Annotated in this window: 15 protein-coding genes; 6 read left to right on the top strand and 9 right to left on the bottom strand. The window is 64.7% G+C overall.

The genetic code is table 11. From position 1 onward, the window contains the following. Positions 1-27: 27 nt before the first annotated feature. Positions 28-1,269: an NAD(P)/FAD-dependent oxidoreductase gene (locus AB4Y73_RS14645; RefSeq protein ID WP_441872604.1), complete on the top strand. Its 1,242-nt coding sequence runs from the start codon at positions 28-30 to the stop codon at positions 1,267-1,269. 56 nt (positions 1,270-1,325) lie between these two features. Here the strand turns inward: AB4Y73_RS14645 and AB4Y73_RS14640 are convergent, their stop codons facing one another. Next, the gene (locus AB4Y73_RS14640; protein ID WP_441872603.1) at positions 1,326-2,537 is read right to left on the bottom strand and encodes an acetoin utilization protein AcuC; all 1,212 of its coding nucleotides are present in this window, start codon (positions 2,535-2,537) and stop codon (positions 1,326-1,328) included. A gap of 104 nt (positions 2,538-2,641) precedes the next feature. On the opposite strand from AB4Y73_RS14640, the gene AB4Y73_RS14635 reads away from it, so the two are divergent. Continuing rightward, positions 2,642-4,075 carry a TrkH family potassium uptake protein gene (locus AB4Y73_RS14635; protein WP_441872602.1) on the top strand — a complete coding sequence of 478 codons (1,434 nt, stop codon included), beginning with the start codon at positions 2,642-2,644 and terminating at the stop codon, positions 4,073-4,075. Then, entirely contained in the window at positions 4,068-4,754 is a 687-nt protein-coding gene (locus tag AB4Y73_RS14630) for a potassium channel family protein (protein ID WP_441872601.1), read from the top strand. The genes AB4Y73_RS14635 and AB4Y73_RS14630 overlap by 8 nt, the downstream gene beginning before the upstream one ends. A gap of 34 nt (positions 4,755-4,788) precedes the next feature. Here AB4Y73_RS14630 and proC read toward each other — a convergent pair whose 3' ends face one another. The 7 genes from proC to AB4Y73_RS14595 form a co-directional block, all read right to left on the bottom strand. Then, positions 4,789-5,622, bottom strand: coding sequence for a pyrroline-5-carboxylate reductase (proC, locus tag AB4Y73_RS14625; RefSeq protein WP_441872600.1), 834 nt, complete (start codon positions 5,620-5,622; stop codon positions 4,789-4,791). Positions 5,623-5,884: 262 nt separating this feature from the next. Beyond that, complete coding sequence (locus AB4Y73_RS14620; RefSeq protein WP_441872625.1) at positions 5,885-6,940, bottom strand: sodium:calcium antiporter; 1,056 nt, start codon at positions 6,938-6,940, stop codon at positions 5,885-5,887. 31 nt (positions 6,941-6,971) lie between these two features. Continuing rightward, positions 6,972-7,976 carry a Ppx/GppA phosphatase family protein gene (locus AB4Y73_RS14615; protein ID WP_441872599.1) on the bottom strand — a complete coding sequence of 335 codons (1,005 nt, stop codon included), beginning with the start codon at positions 7,974-7,976 and terminating at the stop codon, positions 6,972-6,974. A 51-nt stretch (positions 7,977-8,027) separates the two neighbouring features. Beyond that, positions 8,028-8,480, bottom strand: coding sequence for an SseB family protein (locus AB4Y73_RS14610; RefSeq protein WP_441872598.1), 453 nt, complete (start codon positions 8,478-8,480; stop codon positions 8,028-8,030). A gap of 138 nt (positions 8,481-8,618) precedes the next feature. After that, positions 8,619-11,348: a type I DNA topoisomerase gene (topA, locus tag AB4Y73_RS14605; protein WP_441872597.1), complete on the bottom strand. Its 2,730-nt coding sequence runs from the start codon at positions 11,346-11,348 to the stop codon at positions 8,619-8,621. 161 nt (positions 11,349-11,509) lie between these two features. Next, positions 11,510-13,186: a DUF7059 domain-containing protein gene (locus AB4Y73_RS14600; protein WP_441872596.1), complete on the bottom strand. Its 1,677-nt coding sequence runs from the start codon at positions 13,184-13,186 to the stop codon at positions 11,510-11,512. Between the two features lie 38 nt (positions 13,187-13,224). Beyond that, positions 13,225-14,007, bottom strand: a complete 783-nt coding sequence (locus AB4Y73_RS14595; RefSeq protein ID WP_441872595.1) for a MerR family transcriptional regulator — start codon at positions 14,005-14,007, stop codon at positions 13,225-13,227. A gap of 114 nt (positions 14,008-14,121) precedes the next feature. On the opposite strand from AB4Y73_RS14595, the gene AB4Y73_RS14590 reads away from it, so the two are divergent. Beyond that, a complete protein-coding gene (locus tag AB4Y73_RS14590; protein WP_441872594.1) occupies positions 14,122-14,559 on the top strand; it encodes a hypothetical protein in 438 nt (145 codons plus the stop codon). A gap of 74 nt (positions 14,560-14,633) precedes the next feature. Then, on the top strand, positions 14,634-15,233 hold the full coding sequence (locus tag AB4Y73_RS14585; RefSeq protein WP_441872593.1) for a hypothetical protein: 600 nt from the start codon (positions 14,634-14,636) through the stop codon (positions 15,231-15,233). A 6-nt stretch (positions 15,234-15,239) separates the two neighbouring features. Here the strand turns inward: AB4Y73_RS14585 and trhO are convergent, their stop codons facing one another. Continuing rightward, positions 15,240-16,133 (bottom strand): oxygen-dependent tRNA uridine(34) hydroxylase TrhO, encoded by an 894-nt coding sequence (gene trhO, locus AB4Y73_RS14580; RefSeq protein WP_441872592.1) that lies wholly within the window; start codon positions 16,131-16,133, stop codon positions 15,240-15,242. Positions 16,134-16,327: 194 nt separating this feature from the next. Here trhO and AB4Y73_RS14575 point away from each other — a divergent pair, with 194 nt between their 5' ends. Beyond that, complete coding sequence (locus tag AB4Y73_RS14575; protein ID WP_441872591.1) at positions 16,328-17,020, top strand: GNAT family N-acetyltransferase; 693 nt, start codon at positions 16,328-16,330, stop codon at positions 17,018-17,020. Positions 17,021-17,036: the final 16 nt, after the last annotated feature.

Here is a 17,036-nt window from a genome sequence, read left to right as displayed (position 1 = left end):
CGACCCAAGGAGGAGTAGGTTGCACGGATGGAGGATACATATCAGGTGGTGGTGGTCGGTGCCGGGTTCGCGGGTCTAACAGCCGCCAAAGAACTGGGCCGCAAGGGCGTTCGTGTACTGCTGATTGATTCCAACAACTATCACCAGTTCCAACCCCTCTTGTACCAAGTGGCGACCTCACAGATCGGGGTCTCAGCCATCGCCCGCCCGTTGAGGTCCGTTTTCCGCCGGATCAGGGCGGTGAGGGTTCTCACTGCGAACGTGACGTCGGTCGATGCAGCCAACCGCACGGTCACCACGGCCGACGGCGACACGTACCGGGCGCAGGTGCTGGTGATCGCCGTGGGAGCCACGCCGAACTATTTCAACACGCCCGGCGCCGAGGAGCATGCCTTCCCCCTGTACTCGGTTGTCGATGCGACCCGGCTGGGGGCCCAGTTGACCAGCCTGCTGGATCAGACGGACCGGGAACCGGCGGGTTCGGTCGACGTGGTGGTGGTTGGCGGCGGCCCTACCGGAGTGGAGACGGCCGGTGCCATGGCAGAAAACGTCAAGTTCGTGGTGCCGAAGTACTTTTCGCCGGAACTCGCGGCCCGGTGCCGGGTCCATCTGGTGGATATGCTCCCGACAGTGCTGAACGCCTTTTCCGAAAAGTCCCAGAACTACACGAGGCGACGGCTGACGAAGATCGGCGTCCAGCTGCACCTGGGCGTGGGCGTCGCAGAGGTCCGCGAGGACGGCGTGACGCTGGTGGACGGAACCACCATCCCTGGCCGGGTGGTGGTCTGGGCCGGCGGCCTGAAGGCAGGCGACATTATTACCGCATCCGGACTGGCGCAGGGCCGGGGAGGACGGATCGACGTCCAGCCGGACCTCACAGCCAAGGATGCCGAGGGCGTATATGTCCTGGGTGACGCGGCCAACATCACCGATTCCACAGGCGCAAAGCTTCCCCAGTTGGGCTCAGTTGCGCAGCAGGCAGGAAAGTGGGCGGCCAAAAATATATACGCCGACCTCAATGGCGGCACGCGCCAACCCTTCAAATACGTTGACAAGGGCTACATGGCCATGATCGGCCGGGGCGCCGCGGTGGCCGAGATCGGCCGTAAACGGATCCAGCTGCAGGGATCACTGGCCTTCGTGTCCTGGCTCCTGGTGCACCTGGCCCTGCTCTCGGGATTCCAACAGAAGGTCCGCGCACTGTTCTCCTGGCTCAACGGATACATCATCCACAGCCCCGCACAGGTGGTGGTCGGCCGGCCGGAGTGACGGCGGCTGGAACAGTGGTGCATCCCCGCCGGCTGGCCGCACCGTAGAACGCAGGCCTAGTCGAACCAGGGGTCCAGGCCGTGAAACGGGAAGACAGCTTTGCGGGTAGCCATCACGGTGCGGTCGACGGCGTCGTTGGGGTCGAAGCCCACTTCCCAGGACCGCCACCAGAGATCAACGTCATCGCCCATCAGCGCCGGGGCATCCCGCCCGAATGTCGCGAGCACGTAGGCACGCCAGTCATTCGGTACTTCGGTTCGTAGCGGGACGGGACGGCCGGCGGCGATGGCGATGAGGTGGCTCCAGGAGCGCGGCACGACGTCAGTAACGCTGTAACCGCCACCGCCTGTGGCGATCCAGCGTCCGCCGCAGTACCGGGCGGCCATATTCCCGATGGCGGTGGCAGCCTCGCGCTGGCCGTCCACACTGATGTTCAGGTGGGCCAGCGGGTCGTGGCGGTGCGAATCGCAGCCGTGCTGGCTGACGATGACTTCGGGCTGGAACGCTCCCATGAGCTGCGGCACCACTGCATGGAAGGCGCGCAGCCAACCAGCGTCCCCCGTGCCGGACGGCAGGGCAACGTTGACGGCACTGCCCTCCGCCTGCGGGCCGCCGGTCTCGTTGGCAAAGCCTGTCCCCGGGAAAAGCGTCAGTCCGCTTTCGTGCAGCGAGATGGTGAGGACACGGGGGTCATCCCAGAAGATGCTCTCCGTCCCGTCACCGTGGTGGGCATCGACGTCGATATACGCCACGCGGCCGATGCCGCCGTCGAGCAGCCTCTGGATGGCAACCGCAGAATCGTTGTAGATGCAGAAGCCGCTGGCGCGTTCGCGGGCCGCGTGGTGCATGCCGCCCCCGAAGTTCACGGCGTGGAGCGCTGAGCCGTCCAGGATGGCGTTGGCTGCGAGCAGCGAGCCGCCCGCGATCCTGGCGGCGGCCTCGTGCATGCCGGCGAAGGCCGGGTCATCCTCGGTACCGAGGCCGCGGGCCTCATCGGGCGTCGCCGGGTCCTCGCTGACCCGGCGGACCGCCGCCACGAACTCGGGCGAGTGCACGGTCTCCAGTTCGGCGTCCGTGGCCACCTCCGGGGCGGCGACCGAAACGTGAGCCAGGTCCAGTAGGCCGAGGCTCCTGGCGAGCCGGGCCGTCAGGTCCATCCGTTCCGGAGCCATGGGGTGGCCGGGGCCAAAGTTGTAGGCAGTCATGGCAGAACTCCACACCACCATCGTTGGCGGAGCGGGCTGGCTGAGACCGGGCAGATAAGTCATCAATCACAGGCTACCGGAGGTCGCCACCGCTCCGGCCCGGTCATTACGCGGTCATTAGTGGTTTACTACTGAAGGAAACAGTTTCTACCGAGGAAAAGCCACCCATGACCGAACGCCAGTCGAGGCCCCGGAACCCGGCCAGCTGGCACCCAGCGGACCCGGAGCGCGAAGGCCTCTGGATTTTCACCCGCCTGCGCGACTTTATTGACGACATCGCCAATACTTCGCCGGCCCGTCTTGCGCTGAGCGCGTTCGCCGTGGTCTGCCTCGTGTTCACCTTCCTCCTCTCGCTGCCTGTCTCCTCCGCGACCGGGACGGCCACGCCGATCCACCAGGCGCTGTTTACCGCAGTTTCGGCCGTGTGCGTCACCGGCCTGACTGTCGTTTCGACGGCGGTGCACTGGTCCTTCTTTGGGCAACTGGTGATCCTGGTGGGCATCTTCGTGGGCGGCTTGGGAACGTTGACGCTCGCTTCGCTGCTGGCGCTGATGGTGAGCAAGAAACTCGGCGTCCGCGGCAAGCTCATCGCCCAGGAGGCCATGAACAACGCAGGCCGCCTCGGCGAGGTGGGTACCCTGTTGCGGATCGTCATCGCCACCTCGGTGGTGATTGAAGGTACCCTGGCACTGGCACTGATCCCCCGTTTTATGATCCTCGGGGAACCCTTCTGGCAGTCGGTGTGGCACGGGGCCTTCTACTCGATTTCGTCCTTCAACAACGCCGGGTTCACGCCCCATTCGGACGGTATCGTCCCGTACGAGACCGATCTGTGGATCCTGATCCCGCTGATGCTGGGCGTTTTCCTGGGCAGCCTGGGCTTCCCCGTGGTGATGGTGCTGCAGCAGAACGGGCTCAACTGGAAAAAGTGGAACCTGCACACCAAGCTGACCATCCAGGTGTCCTTCATCCTGCTGGCGGCCGGAGCCGTGCTGTGGGGCCTGATGGAATGGGACAACGTGCGGACCATCGGGCCTATGGACCTGGGCGACAAGATCACCCACTCCCTGTTTGCCTCCGTCATGACAAGGTCCGGGGGCTTCAACCTGGTGGAGCAAAACCACATGGAATCCACCACCATGCTGCTCTCGGATGCCCTCATGTTCGCCGGCGGCGGGTCAGCCTCCACGGCCGGCGGCATCAAGGTGACCACCATTGCGGTGATGTTCCTGGCCATCGTGGCCGAGGCCCGCGGCGACGCCGACGTCAAGGTGTACGGCCGCACCATCCCTCAAGGCGCCATGCGGGTGGCCATCTCCGTGATCGTAGCCGGGGCCACCCTGGTCTCGGTTTCCGCCTTCCTGCTCCTGCAGATCAGCGGCGCGTCATTGGACCGGGTTTTATTTGAAACCATCTCAGCCTTCGCCACCGTGGGACTGAGCACCAACCTCAGTGCCGAACTGCCGCCCTCGGGAGTTTATGTCCTGACCGTGCTGATGTTCGCGGGCCGTGTTGGCACTGTTACCCTTGCGGCCGGGCTGGCCCTGCGCCAGCGCAGCCAGCTTTACCACTACCCGGAAGAGAGGCCCATCATTGGCTAATTCCTCAGGCGTCCCCAACCGCCCCGCCCACAACGCACCGGTACTGGTGATCGGGTTGGGCCGCTTCGGCTCGTCCACGGCGGAGCAGCTCGTGAAACAGGGCCGGGAAGTGCTGGCGATCGAACGCGACCGGGTGCTGGTGCAGAAGTGGGCCCCGCTCCTGACCCATGTGGTGGAAGCGGACGCAACAAACATCGAGGCGCTGCGCCAGCTCGGCGCGCAGGAGTTCAGCTCGGCCGTGGTGGGCGTGGGAACATCCATCGAGTCCTCGGTGCTGATCACCGTCAACCTCGTGGACCTGGGCATCGAGCACCTCTGGGTCAAGGCCATCACGCCTTCGCACGGTAAGATCCTCACCCGCATCGGCGCCAACCACGTGATCTACCCCGAGGCCGACGCCGGCGTCCGGGCGGCGCACCTGGTCTCCGGCCGCATGCTGGATTTCATCGAGTTCGACGACGACTTCGCGATTGTCAAAATGTACCCGCCCCGCGAAACCGTAGGCTTCACCCTCGATGAATCCCAGGTCCGGTCCAAGTACGGTGTGACGATCGTGGGTGTGAAGTCCCCCGGCGAGGACTTCACCTACGCCCGCCCCGAAACCAAGGTTTCTGCCCGCGACATGCTGATCGTCTCCGGCCACGTGGACCTGCTGGAACGGTTCGCAGCCAGGCCGTAAGGCTCCAGCAGAAACCCCGCGGTCGTGGCCCCAGTTAGCCGAGCTGCTTGGAGATCTCCGCTGCGCGCTCGGCTGCGGCCCGGGCACCGGCAGCGATGATGGCCGGCAGCCCGCGTTCATTGAACGTCGCGATGGCGCGTTCTGTGGTGCCGTTGGGGCTGGTGACGCTGATGCGCAGGGCTGCGGGGTCCGCGCCCGGCTCGGCAAGCATGAACCCGGCCCCCGCCACGGTCTCCCTGGCCAGGAGCATCGACAAGTCGTGATCCAGGCCCAACTCGACGCCTGCGGCCGCCATGGCCTCGGCAAGGTAGAAAGCGTACGCCGGGCCCGAACCGCTGATGGCAGAGACAGCGTCCACCTGCTCCTCCGGGACCTCCACCACAGTGCCCGCTGCCTTGAAGATGTCTTTCGCCTGCTGCAGTTGCTCGGGCGAGCAGTGGGTACCCGGCGATACCGAGACGACGCCGCGTCCCAGCTTGGCGGGCGTGTTGGGCATGGTCCGGATCACCGGCTGGCCGGCCGGCAGTGCCGCCTCAAGCTGCGCCAGCGACACGGCGGCGGCCACACTAATAACGAGGGTCTTCGGCGATAGTGAGCCACTGATTTCACGCGCCAGATCCGCGATCCCGACGGGCTTCACGCCGAGAATCACGACGCCGGATCCCTTCGCTGCCTGCTTGTTGTTGTCCGGCTCCTCCTCACCGGCGATGGCCGTAATCCCGTGATGGCGCTCGGCCAGTTCCGCAGCGCGTTCGGCCCGCCTGACAGTGGCCACAACGTCGGCGGGATCGGTTCCAGCCCCGAGGAGACCGGCAAGGATGGCTTCGTTCATGGATCCACAGCCCAGGAAGGCGATTCGGTTGCTCATGGACCCATCATTGCAGTTCGGCTGGATGGGTGCAGAAATGAACTAATCAGTCCGGGCGGGAACTCGCTTTTTTGGACTCCCAGCCGACTCCCATGTTGGCTGCAGCTTGCTCACAAGTTGCCGCCCTATCGTAGTTATTACCTCATTGAGGGTGCGAGTGATGCGGCAAGCATGGGGATGTTTGCCCGAGGCGCCGGTGGTCTGCAGCAGGTTTCCCCCCATTTTCCTGCTGCGGACCCCGGCGCTTTCGCGTTAACCGCGGTTAGCCCGCGGAGGCGACGGCGAAAAGGCCCGCGACGCCGAGCAGGTACAGAATCAGGACCACCAGGGAGTCGACCCCCATGCCCAGCACTTTCCGCCGGGGCCGGAAGATCAGCCCCAGCATGTACACCAGCGTCAGCAGGATGGCCAGTGCTGTGAGATAGATGTCCGTTGACTGGGCCTGCGGAAGAACGGGTTTTCCGGAGATTAGTACGGCAACCAGGAAGAGGACGGGTAAAAACGCATTGCCGCCGAAAATGTCGCTGAACGCCAGCTTGTAATCCCCCTGCTTGACCGACGCCAGCCCGGTGGAGATCTCCGGCAAGGACGTTGCCAGCGCCAGGAACGTGGCGCCAAAAAGGACCCCCGAGAGACCCATATGGCCCGCGATCGCGTCGCCGCTGCGTTCCAGCGCCACGCCGGCAGCGAGTGTGACGACGGCGGCAATGGCAAAGATGGTGACCGAGCGCGCGGTGCTCTGGGCCTTTGCGTTCTTCGCGGACGTCGCCTTGCTGTGTCCGCGCGGCTTCGCCTGGCTATCTGGAGCATGTCCCTGCTCATGCCACGGCAGGGATTTCTGGGAGCGTTGGACCAGGAACAAGCCCAACAACCAGATCAGGACGATCAGCACTGCTGCTGGCGTGAGCCGGAATGCCACCAGCGACGCCGGCATTTGGCTGCCCGCGATCACGACACCGAGTACCCCGATGACCGTAACGGCCTCGATGACCAGCGACAAGGACGCCGCCCGGTAGCTCAACGGTTCGGGTCCCTTGGTACCGAAAAGGTCCAGGACAACAAGCACCACCGTCTGGATCGCAATGCCGCCCAGGATGTTACCCACCGCAACGCCGATATTTCCGGTGGCGGCCGCACTCACCGTAATGGCAATCTCCGGCAGGTTTGTGGCCACCGCCAGGAGGATCAGGCCACCAAGTGCCGATCCGAGGTGGAGCCTGTCATCAAGGACGTCGGTCTGCCGGGACAGCTGAACTCCGGCCAGCCAGATGGCGGCCGCGGCAGCAGCAAAAATGAGGACCAACATCGGCAGCGGCATCGACTCCACTGTGGCTCCTTGTCATGCAACCTTAGGCGGGTGTTACCTCGATGGTATTCCGGGCTGGGTCGAGGTTAGCGATGTGGGGCGCCGGGCTCAGCGGACCGGCAAAGACGAGCTGGTCGAGCCGGCGCAGGATAAGCCCCTCGCGCAGCGCCCAAGGGCAGATCCGCATTTTCTTGAACTTGAACATCTCCAGTGCAGCTTCAGCCACCAGCGCACCCGCGAGCAGTTGATGCGCCCGGGCATCGGACACCCCGGGAAGGAAAAGCCGGTCCTCGACCTTCATGGCCGAGATCCGTTGCGCCCAGACCCCCAGATCGGTGGCGTTCAACTCGCGCTTCACATAAGGACCGGCGGCGCTCGGGGCCGCCCCGGCAATCCGCGCGAGCGACCGGAAGGTCTTGGAGGTTCCCGCTACCAGATTGGCCCGGCCCAGGCCTTCGAACTTGCTCACGGCCGGGGCGAGTGTACTCCGGATGTAACGTCTTAGCTCCTTGACGCTCTTGGCCGACGGCGGGTCCTCCGCCAGCCAGTCCCTGGTCAGGCGGCTGGCACCGAGCGGCACGGACGTGGCGACCTCAGGCAACTCATCCTGGCCGAACGCCATTTCGAAGGAACCGCCGCCGATGTCCAGGTTGAGGACAGGGCCGGCTCCCCAGCCGTACCAGCGGCGGACCGCGAAGAAGGTCATGGAAGCTTCCTCGCTGCCTGTCAGCTCCTGCAGCGTCACCGTGGTCTCGTACTTGACGCGTGCAAGCACGGCAGGGCCGTTGGTGGCCTCACGGATGGCCGAAGTACAGAACGCCAGCAGGTCATCGGCTTTGTGCCGGGCGGCAAACTCCCAGGCTTCGAGGACGAATTCGGTCAGTTCGTGCTGCCCGGCGTCGGAGATGTTGCCGTCCCCGTCCAGGTACTGCACCAGGGACAGCGGCCGCTTGTGGGAGGCGAAGGGAACCGGGCGCGCGCCAAGGTGGGCATCCACCAGGAGGAGATGGACAGTATTGGACCCGATATCGAGGACGCCTAGCCGCATCCTGCCATTATTCCCCCGGCCGGGCGTTCGCTCACAACCGGTCCAAAAATGTCAGTTGGCGGACGGGTCCTCGGGTGAGCCGTCGGGAAGTTCATCGGCCCGCTTGAAATCGCGCTTGATGTTCGCGACGCCCTCGGGGTTGATCTCGAAGCCGTACGCGGCTCCGGGGTTGATCACCATGCCCAGTTCCTCGCCGATGTTGGCGATGATCGCTGCACCCTGCGTCCCCAGGACGTTGGGAGCCGCCTCCAGGTACTGCCCATCAACGCGGCTGGGGTGCGAGAACACAGCCAGGACCGGCTCGCCCTCGGCGTTGGCCAGGACCAGCGGCTCCACCTGGGAGTCTTCGCCTTCGATGCCGTCAGTGCTGATGACATAGACCTCGCTGTTGAGGAACGACAGGATGACGTCCCCCGGGCTGCCCTCAGGCTGTCCGCCCAGGGCGAGCTTCTCTTCGAGGTCGTTCAGCGGCGTGGGGTCGGCTGTGCCGGGCTGTTCAGTCATGTATCTACTCGACCACGTTGGAGACGACAGCGCAATTCCGAGGATGACGCACGGACCGGGATGGGAGGAATCCGGCAGCGTGCGTCTAAGCGAGGAACGAGCGAGCACGCCGAGGATTTCTGCCATCCCGGTCCAGAGTTACTTCTTAGCGGTGGCCTTTTTCTTGGCCGGGGCCTTGCGGGCCGTTGTGGTGCGTTTGACCGGCCCCTTGGCCCGCTTCTCGGCGAGGAGTTCCACGGCCTGTTCCCGGGTGAGTTCCTCCAGGGAGGTGGCGCGCGGAACGGTGATGTTGGTGATGCCGTCGGTGATGTACGGGCCGAAGCGGCCTTCCTTCACCACGATGTTCTTCTCCGAGACGGGGTCCGGACCGAACTCAGCCAGCGGCGGAACAGCGGCACGGGCACCGCGCTGCTTCGGCTGCGAATAGATCTCCAGCGCCTGCTCCAGCGTGATGGTGAAGATTTCCTCTTCCGTGCCGATGGAGCGCGAGTCCGTGCCCTTCTTCAGGTACGGGCCAAAGCGGCCGTTCTGCACCGTGATGAGGTTGCCTTCGGCGTCCTCCCCCAGGGCGCGGGGCAGGCTCATCAGCTGGAGTGCTTCGTCCAGGGTGACCGACTCAACCGTCATGGACTTGAACAGCGAACCGGTGCGCGGTTTGGCTTTGACGGGCTTCTTCGGCGGCTTGGGCTTGCCGTTCTTGTAATATTCAACCGGCTGGTTGGCGATCTGTTCCTCGGTCATCTCCGGGATGACTTCGGTGACGTAGGCGCCGTAGCGGCCGTTCTTCGCAACTACCGTGTGCCCGGTGTGCGGATCCGCACCCAGCACGCGTTCCTCGGGCGCAGCAGTTTCCATCAGCTCGATGGCCTTCGCAGCCGTCAGCTCATCCGGAGCGAGGTCCTCGGGCACGTTGGCGCGCGAGTTCTCCACGATTTCGCCGGTTTTCGGATCCACCACGGCGGCGGAGCTTTCCAGGTACGGGCCAAACTTGCCCACCCGCAGCGTGATCTCATCCGTGATGGGAATGGAGTTGATTTCCCGGGCGTCGATCTCGCCCAGGTTGTTCACGATGCTGAGCAGACCGGGGTCGGCGTCCTCGCCGAAGTAGAAATGGCGCAGCCACGCGGAGCCCACGGCCTGGCCGTTGGCGATCTTGTCCAGGTCACCTTCCATGTCTGCGGTGAACTCATAGTCCACGTAGTCGCTGAAGTGCTGCTCGAGCAGACGGATCACCGAGAACGCGATCCAGCTCGGCACCAGCGCGGAGCCCTGTTTCCGGACGTAGCCGCGGTCCTGAATGGTGGAGATGGTGGAGGCATAGGTTGACGGACGGCCGATGCCCTTCTTTTCCAACTCTGCCGTCAGCGACGCTTCGGTGAAGCGCGGCGGCGGTGACGTCTCGTGTCCCACAGCCACAACTTCCGACGCCGTCAGGGCGTCGTCCTTGGCGACGTTCGGCAGCCTGCGGGCCTCGTCCGAGTCGTCGTCGCCTCGGCTCTCATCCTTGCCTTCTTCGTAGGCGGCGAGGAAGCCGGGGAAAGTGATGACGGTGCCGGAGGCGGAGAATTCAGCGTCCCGGCCATCTGCAGCCACCGCGCCGAGGCGGATGGTTGCGGTGGAGCCCTTGGCATCGCCCATCTGGGAGGCGACCGTGCGCTTCCAGATCAGCTCGTACAGGCGGAACTCATCACCGGAGAGGAGCTTGGCCACCTGGGCGGGGGTGCGGAACGAGTCGCCGGCAGGGCGGACGGCTTCGTGGGCTTCCTGCGCGTTGGCGGCCTTGTTGGAGTAGACGCGCGGTGAGGCGGGGATGTATTCCGGGCCGTACAGCTCGGAAGCCTGGCGGCGGGCGGCCGTGACGGCCTCGTCGCTCAGGGCCGAGGAGTCGGTACGCATATAGGTGATGTAGCCGTTTTCATACAGACGCTGGGCGATCTGCATGGTGCTCTTGGAGGAGAAACGCAGCTTACGGCCGGCCTCCTGCTGCAGGGTTGAGGTGGTGAACGGCGCTGCCGGACGGCGGGTATACGGCTTGGTGTCCACGGACCGGACGCGGAAGTCCGCATTCTGGAGACCGGCGGCGAGGGACGTGGCGAGTTCCTCGCTCAGGTGGACGGAGTTGCGAGCGATGAGCTCGCCGGCGTCGTTGAAGTCACGGCCGCTGGCCACCTTGGCACCGTCAACGGCGGCAAGCTTGGCTTTGAAGGATGCGGTGCCGGCACCGAACTGGCCCGTCAGGTCCCAGTAGGACGCGGCTTTGAAGGCCATGCGTTCGCGTTCGCGGTCCACCACCATGCGGGTGACCACTGACTGCACCCGGCCGGCGGACAATCCGCGGGCCACCTTGCGCCACAGCACCGGGGAGATCTCGTACCCGTAGAGGCGGTCCAGGACCCGGCGGGTCTCCTGTGCGTCCACGAGGTCCTGGTCCACGTCGCGCAGGTTGCCCATGGCGCGCTGGATGGCTTCCTTGGTGATTTCGCCGAACGTCATCCGGTAAACGGGAACCTTGGGCTTGAGCACTTCCAGCAGGTGCCACGCGATGGCTTCACCCTCGCGGTCCCCATCGGTTGCGAGGTAGAGTTCGTCGGCATCCTTGAGCGCGGCCTTCAGCTCGGTTACCTTTTTGCGCTTGTCCGCGGATACCACGTAATAGGGTTTGAAGTCGTTTTCGATGTCGACGGCGAACTTGCCCACCGAGGTTTTCTTCAGTTCCGCGGGAAGCTCGGACGGCTGCGGCAGGTCGCGGATGTGACCGATGGAGGCCTCAACGATGAAGCCCTCGCCGAGGTACTTGGCGATGGTCTTGCTCTTGGCCGGAGACTCCACGATCACGAGTTTCTTGCCTGTTTTGGCCTTGCTTGGCACGGTGCTCCTACAGAAAAAGGTTGCTCGGGCAGATGAGCCCATACTCGCCTAGTTCACCATATTTTGGCCGAGGATGCGCATTCATGTGGAAAACATCAAGGTGACCAACGCGCATTTAGGGCGTTAATTTCGCGTTACCAAAGGCTACCCGGCCAACCACCTCAGGACGCCGGGAGCAGGAAACCGTCGCGGACCAGATTCCCCACCTCGGTGAGCAGCCCGGAGCGGAATGCGTCGCCGTCGAACCCGTCTTCCCCGGCCAGGCTCCCGCCCAGCAACGCGGCCAGGGCGCCGATGATCTGCCCGACGGAAAGGTCGCCGTCGCACGCCGACACGAAGCCGGCCAGCTCGGTGCTCAGCAGGTTGGTCCGCCGCAGCCCGGCACCCTGGCGGAGCAGGATCACGCCCGGGTGCTCGGCGCCGGGGCGCTGGTGGCGTTCCTCCGTGACGTCGTCCGCCACGAGCAAGTGTGCGTCCGCCAGGTCGTTCGCGGCGAGCCAGTCGGAACGCTCGACGGCGGCACCCAAGTGGGGGCCCACGGGCTGTTCGATGGGATAGGTGATTTCCTCAAACCGCCGGATGCTGGCGGTACCCGGGCCGGCGCCAGGCCGCCGCAGCCAGATCATGCCAAAGCCGATGCCCTCCACGTCCCGGGACGCGAAGTCAGCGAGGTAGGCGGCATAGGCGTCCCTGTAATGCTGCCGGTCGCGGGATTCGGACGCGTCCTGCAGCCACGTTTCGGCGTACTGTTCGGGGCTGACCTGCTCCCGCTGGATAAACCAGGCATCCACGTCCGCACTGGCCCAGCTTTGCGGCCGTTCCGCCCAACCCGCGCCCGCCGCGATCTCCCAATTGCCTAATAACTGGGCTGTTCCGGCCGGAGCCAGGATCGAGGGCAGGTCCCGGACCAGAGAGGACACAATTTCGTCCCCCGGCAGGCCGCCGTCGCGGTAGGTGAACTGCCCGGACGCCTGTTCGCCTGACGTCCGCGGCGTGATGACGAACGGCGGGTTGGACACCACCAGTTCGAATTCCTGACCGGCCACGGGCTCCAGCAGCGAGCCCAGCCGGAGGCTCACGCGGTCCTCCAGGTGCCCGGGATCCACGTGCAGCGCCTCGGCGTTGAGGAGCAGGTTGAACCGGGTGAATGCCAGCGCACGTTCGGAGATGTCGGTTGCGGTGACGTGCTCGGCGTGGTGCAGCAGGTGGAAGGACTGGATTCCACAGCCCGTCCCCAGGTCCAGCGCCTTGGCCACGTGGCGGCGGACGGTGGTCTGCACCAGCGTGGTGGACGCCTGCCCGATGCCCAGGACATGGTCGTGCCGCAGCACGCCGGCCTGCTGGTGCGCGGCGAGGTCGCTGGCCACCCACAGCTCGGCGCCGCCGCTGCCATCTTCATTGGCATCCCACCCGTAGGGCCGCAGGTCCGCCTTGGCCTGCATCAGCCCCATGCCGGCGGGATCGGCGCCGGGCACGGGCTCAAGCAGCCCCAACTCCACCAGTCCCGCTGCCCGGATTCCCGGCAGGGCGGCGTCGAGCGTTGCCTGCGTCTGCGGTTCCGCCAGGAGCCACAGACGCACGACGGCGGCGAGCGCGGCCGCGGTTGTCCCGCCGCTGCCGGGGCGACCTTGGGCGGCACTTTCGGTGGCCAGCAGGGCCGGGATGATCTGGTCCCGGTTCAGGGCGTTGTAGGCTGACTCGCCGAGCAGCCCGGCCACGCCGTCGAGCGTGTACTCCACCGCCCGCAGGTCCGCGGCGAGCGCGGTCAGTAGCTCCGGGAGGTCGCTGCGCGGGGCGTCGGGGGTGTTGCCGGCCAGGAAGAGCGTGGAATCAGTCACCGCCCAAGTCTATTGGCGGGCCACGCTCCCCCCGGCGGCTACAGGTTCTGCTCGGCGTAGATCTTCAGGGCGTCCCGGACGAAGGCGGCCCCGTCCGTGCCGCCGTAGTTCTTGGCGAACCTGGGATCTGCAACGTACATCTCGCCGAGGCCGGTGACGTACTGCCTAACGTCCACGTTGCTGCGGGCGTCCGGGTTGCTGCGGGCGTCCGACGCCGGCGTTCCCGGGATGACGGTCAGCCATTCGACGTGCCGCTTCGCAAGGGCCTGGGCTTCAGCACTGCCGGGCGCGATGCCGGCCGTGGACGCCGCCATCCAATCTTCCCCGAGCCGTTGCGAGCGCTGCTTCCACTCCGCTTTCTCGTCGGCGCTCATCCCGCGCCACCACGAATCCCCCTTCACATAGGCATCCTTGCCCCAGCGTTCCTCCACCTCGTCCTTGTACTGCGTGTGGTCGAAACCGTTGAACATGTCTTCGGCCATGATTTCGCCGCCTCCTTTCACTGCGTTGATGGTTTGTGTGACTGATGCGATCTGCCGGGCCAGCCTGTCCTGTTCCTGCTTGAGCCATTCCAGATGGCCGTCGAGGGCCTTCGCAGCGTCCGTTTCGTTCTCGAGCACCTGGCTGATGACCGGCAGGGCAAGCCCGAGTCCGCGAAGGAGCAGGATGCGCTGGAGTTCCACCAGGGCCGCTTGGTTGTAGTACCGGTAACCGTTGGTGCCGATCCTGCTCGGTTTGAGCAGGCCGATCTCGTCATAGTGCCGCAGCGTCCTGCTGGTGGTGCCGGCGATCCGGGCGATGTCCTGAATGGACCAATCCATGTGTCCTCCTGCCTGCCCTATTTCGTACTGATATTTCAACGATAAATGTTGACGTAACGTCAAGGTCAAGAGCCCGGGAACATGGAATGCCAAGGGTGCCGGTAAGTTTGAAGCATGGCTCTCTTTCCCACCTCCATGCCCCGCGCCCTGACCGCAGCGGCCGCGGCCGCCGTCGTTCTGGGCATGTCCGGGTGCTCCCAGCAGCCCTCTGTGGAGAACGCCGACGTGCCGGCATGGAAAGCCACGGCACTGCCTTCCGCCAGTGGCATTGTGGCTGAGGACTCCGGCAGAATCCTCAGCGCCCGCCCGGTGAACCATACAGAAAACCTGGCGGCCGGCACGTATACCTTGACCCTGGTCTGCGACGGCGGCGGCAAGGCCTTTCTCGCCGTGGGGTCCGCAGGCCAGAGGCTCGTGGACCTCGGCGCGGCCTGCTATGGAACCCGGGAAACCACAAAAATCACCTTGGCCAAAGCCGCAACACTGGACCTCAGCGTCTCCAGCGTGGACACACCAACGCTTTACGCCTACCAGCTCGTGCAGGCCGACTGATGCCCGTCAGCCCCACATTAAGTAGGGGGCTCTCGTCCCGGTCCCGCTGGCCCGGGCAGCCTTACAATCGGCCTATGCCCGCAATAAATGGGGCGCCACTGCGCCGTCAAGCGGCTCTCTCGCCGGGTCCTGACCCGCCCCGGAAAGTCTCCTTGCGCTCTCGGCCGTGGACCGTCGTCGTACTTTCGACCGCCGCCGCCCTACTCACCAGCGCTGTTTCGGCGGGATGCGAATACAACTACAACGACGGCTGGCGGCCACCCCTCAACGACATCGCGGCTGCGACCACGAGCCCGCAACCCGATTTTTCCGCCGACCAATGGCAGAACGATCCCGTCGGCGCGGCGGGCCTTGAAGCCTGGGTTGAGACAGTCCAACTCGGATCGGGCCTGCAGGTGGCGCACCGGGGTTACGGGCTGCTGAGGGCCGGGGAAATCCGCTCCGAGGTCACCGCCGGCCTGCCGGCCGGAAGGTACGTCCTCGCGCTGGCGTGCCGCAGCAAAAAGGCCGTAGCTTTTTCTGTCACCAACGAGGCATACGGCCTGGTGCATCTCAGCCTGCTGTGCGGCTCGACAAGGCGGAACGTGATCTACCTGTCCCAGGAAACGGTACTAACGTTCCGGGTGGAGGCGGAGTCCGCCGCCAATTACGCGTACCGGCTGATCTGGCTCTGAGCCTACCTAGGCAGCGCAGCCTTCCGGGCAGCGCAGCGTCTCCGGGCTGGCAGCACATTCGGCGCAGTACAGCGTGAGGGTACGGCAGCTGAGGTTGGAGCAGTTCTCGAACTTACTGGTGGGTGCGGCACAGCGGACGCATGCACCGATGGTCTTCGCGTCCTCGCTGAACTCCAAGTGCATGCGCTTGTCGAAAACATACAGCGAACCTTCCCACAGGCCCTGATCCTTGAAGGTTTCGCCGTAGCGGACAATGCCGCCGTCGAGCTGGTAGACCTGTTTAAAGCCGCGGTTCACCATCAGGCTGGAGAGCACCTCGCAGCGGATCCCGCCGGTACAGTACGTGACAACGGGCTTGTCCTTGAGGGCGTCGTACTTGCCGGAATCAAGTTCCTTGATGAAATCGTGCGTGGTGGCGACGTCGGGGACGATTGCGTCCTTGAACTTGCCGATCTGTGCCTCGAAGGCGTTGCGCCCGTCGAAGAACACCACGTCCTCGCCGGCCTTTTTCCTGGCTTCCACCAGCTCGTGCAGTTCCTCGGGCTTGAGGTGGGTGCCACCGCCCACTACGCCGTTCGCATCAACCTTGAGTTCGCCCGGAGCTCCGAAGGAGACGATCTCGTCCCGGACCTTCACGCTCAGCCGCGGGAAGTCTTCCGCACCGCCGTCGGACCACTTCACGTCGATGCCGTGGAAACCCTTGTATTCGCGGGTGGTCTTGACGTATTGCTTGACTGCGCCGATCTCGCCGCCCACCGTGGCGTTGATGCCGTCCTTGGAAATCAGGATGCGTCCCGTCAGCCCCAGCTTCTCGCACAGGGCACGCTGCCAGAGCCGCACCGCGTCCGGATCAGCGATGGGGGTAAAACCGTAAAAGAGCACAATTCTGTTCAAAGCCACGTATTTAAGGGTACTTGCTATGACCTTCCCGGGCCCGCCGGTCACCTGCTCCCGCCGACGCCGGGCTGCCGCGGCAGCGTCTCTGCTGTTCAGGACGGATTCGGCCGCCCGGGGCTGGTCACGATTGCATAAGCAAGGCAGTTCCGGGTACGGAACCCCTGTTACTTGTGACGGGGCTGGAATACCCTCATCACATGAGTCCGGACGCCTTGGTTGAAGACATTACAAACCTTCTTGAAGTCTGGGTAACTGGTTGGGCCGGTTGCCGCGGGTACGAGACATCAACGGAAGGCCGCTTCCCCGCTGTACTGCGGGCCGACACCACCGGGGAATGGGAATACTTCGCCCACGATCCCTCCGACGACGAGTTCGCGGCATTGGTTGCGAAGACCGCAGAAACTCCTAAGCGGATTATGACCATACTGACCAACGATGTCCTCCGCTATAACCAGCTGGCTGGGAAACACGGGCTCAACATCACGTCCGCGTCGCAGGCCATGATGATCGTGGATATGGAAACCCAAGACACTGAGGATCCATGGCTCTCGGATGACGATCTGAAACTGGTCACCTCCAAAGTGGACGGCGTCCACCACGCTGTTGTGCGCTCCGGTGATGAGATTGCGGCCAGCGGCAGGGTGTTTGTTGTGGACGGGACGGCGGTGTTCGACAAGATTGTGGTCCAGCCCGCGTTCCAGCGCCGCGGCCTGGGGAGTTTCATCATGAAGGCCCTAGCAGCACAGGCCATCGGCCCTGATGTGGAAAACGGCCTGTTGCTGGCTTCGCTCGATGGCCAGAAATTGTATTCACACCTTGGCTGGTCCGTTGTGTGCCGTGTGCTGATGCTGTCCACCTCAGACGAGGGTACTGACCTGTCCGTGGGCTGATTTTTCCGCGGGTGAA

The sequence above is a fragment of the Pseudarthrobacter sp. TAF60_1 genome, from assembly GCF_052113505.1.
Lineage (GTDB): Bacteria > Actinomycetota > Actinomycetes > Actinomycetales > Micrococcaceae > Arthrobacter.
Note: the sequence above shows the minus strand (reverse complement) of the source record. Positions and strands in the feature narration are given on the sequence as shown.

Excerpts from the sequence above, each read along its gene's own strand:
- AB4Y73_RS14620 (WP_441872625.1), bottom strand. The coding sequence starts at position 6,940 with ATGCCGCTGCCGATGTTGGTCCTCATTTTTGCTGCTGCCGCGGCCGCC.
- AB4Y73_RS14615 (WP_441872599.1), bottom strand. The coding sequence starts at position 7,976 with ATGCGGCTAGGCGTCCTCGATATCGGGTCCAATACTGTCCATCTCCTC.
- AB4Y73_RS14640 (WP_441872603.1), bottom strand. The coding sequence starts at position 2,537 with ATGACTTATCTGCCCGGTCTCAGCCAGCCCGCTCCGCCAACGATGGTG.
- AB4Y73_RS14635 (WP_441872602.1), top strand. The coding sequence starts at position 2,642 with ATGACCGAACGCCAGTCGAGGCCCCGGAACCCGGCCAGCTGGCACCCA.
- AB4Y73_RS14595 (WP_441872595.1), bottom strand. The coding sequence starts at position 14,007 with ATGGATTGGTCCATTCAGGACATCGCCCGGATCGCCGGCACCACCAGC.
- AB4Y73_RS14645 (WP_441872604.1), top strand. The coding sequence starts at position 28 with ATGGAGGATACATATCAGGTGGTGGTGGTCGGTGCCGGGTTCGCGGGT.
- AB4Y73_RS14590 (WP_441872594.1), top strand. The coding sequence starts at position 14,122 with ATGGCTCTCTTTCCCACCTCCATGCCCCGCGCCCTGACCGCAGCGGCC.
- proC (WP_441872600.1), bottom strand. The coding sequence starts at position 5,622 with ATGAGCAACCGAATCGCCTTCCTGGGCTGTGGATCCATGAACGAAGCC.
- AB4Y73_RS14610 (WP_441872598.1), bottom strand. The coding sequence starts at position 8,480 with ATGACTGAACAGCCCGGCACAGCCGACCCCACGCCGCTGAACGACCTC.
- AB4Y73_RS14575 (WP_441872591.1), top strand. The coding sequence starts at position 16,328 with ATGAGTCCGGACGCCTTGGTTGAAGACATTACAAACCTTCTTGAAGTC.
- AB4Y73_RS14585 (WP_441872593.1), top strand. The coding sequence starts at position 14,634 with ATGCCCGCAATAAATGGGGCGCCACTGCGCCGTCAAGCGGCTCTCTCG.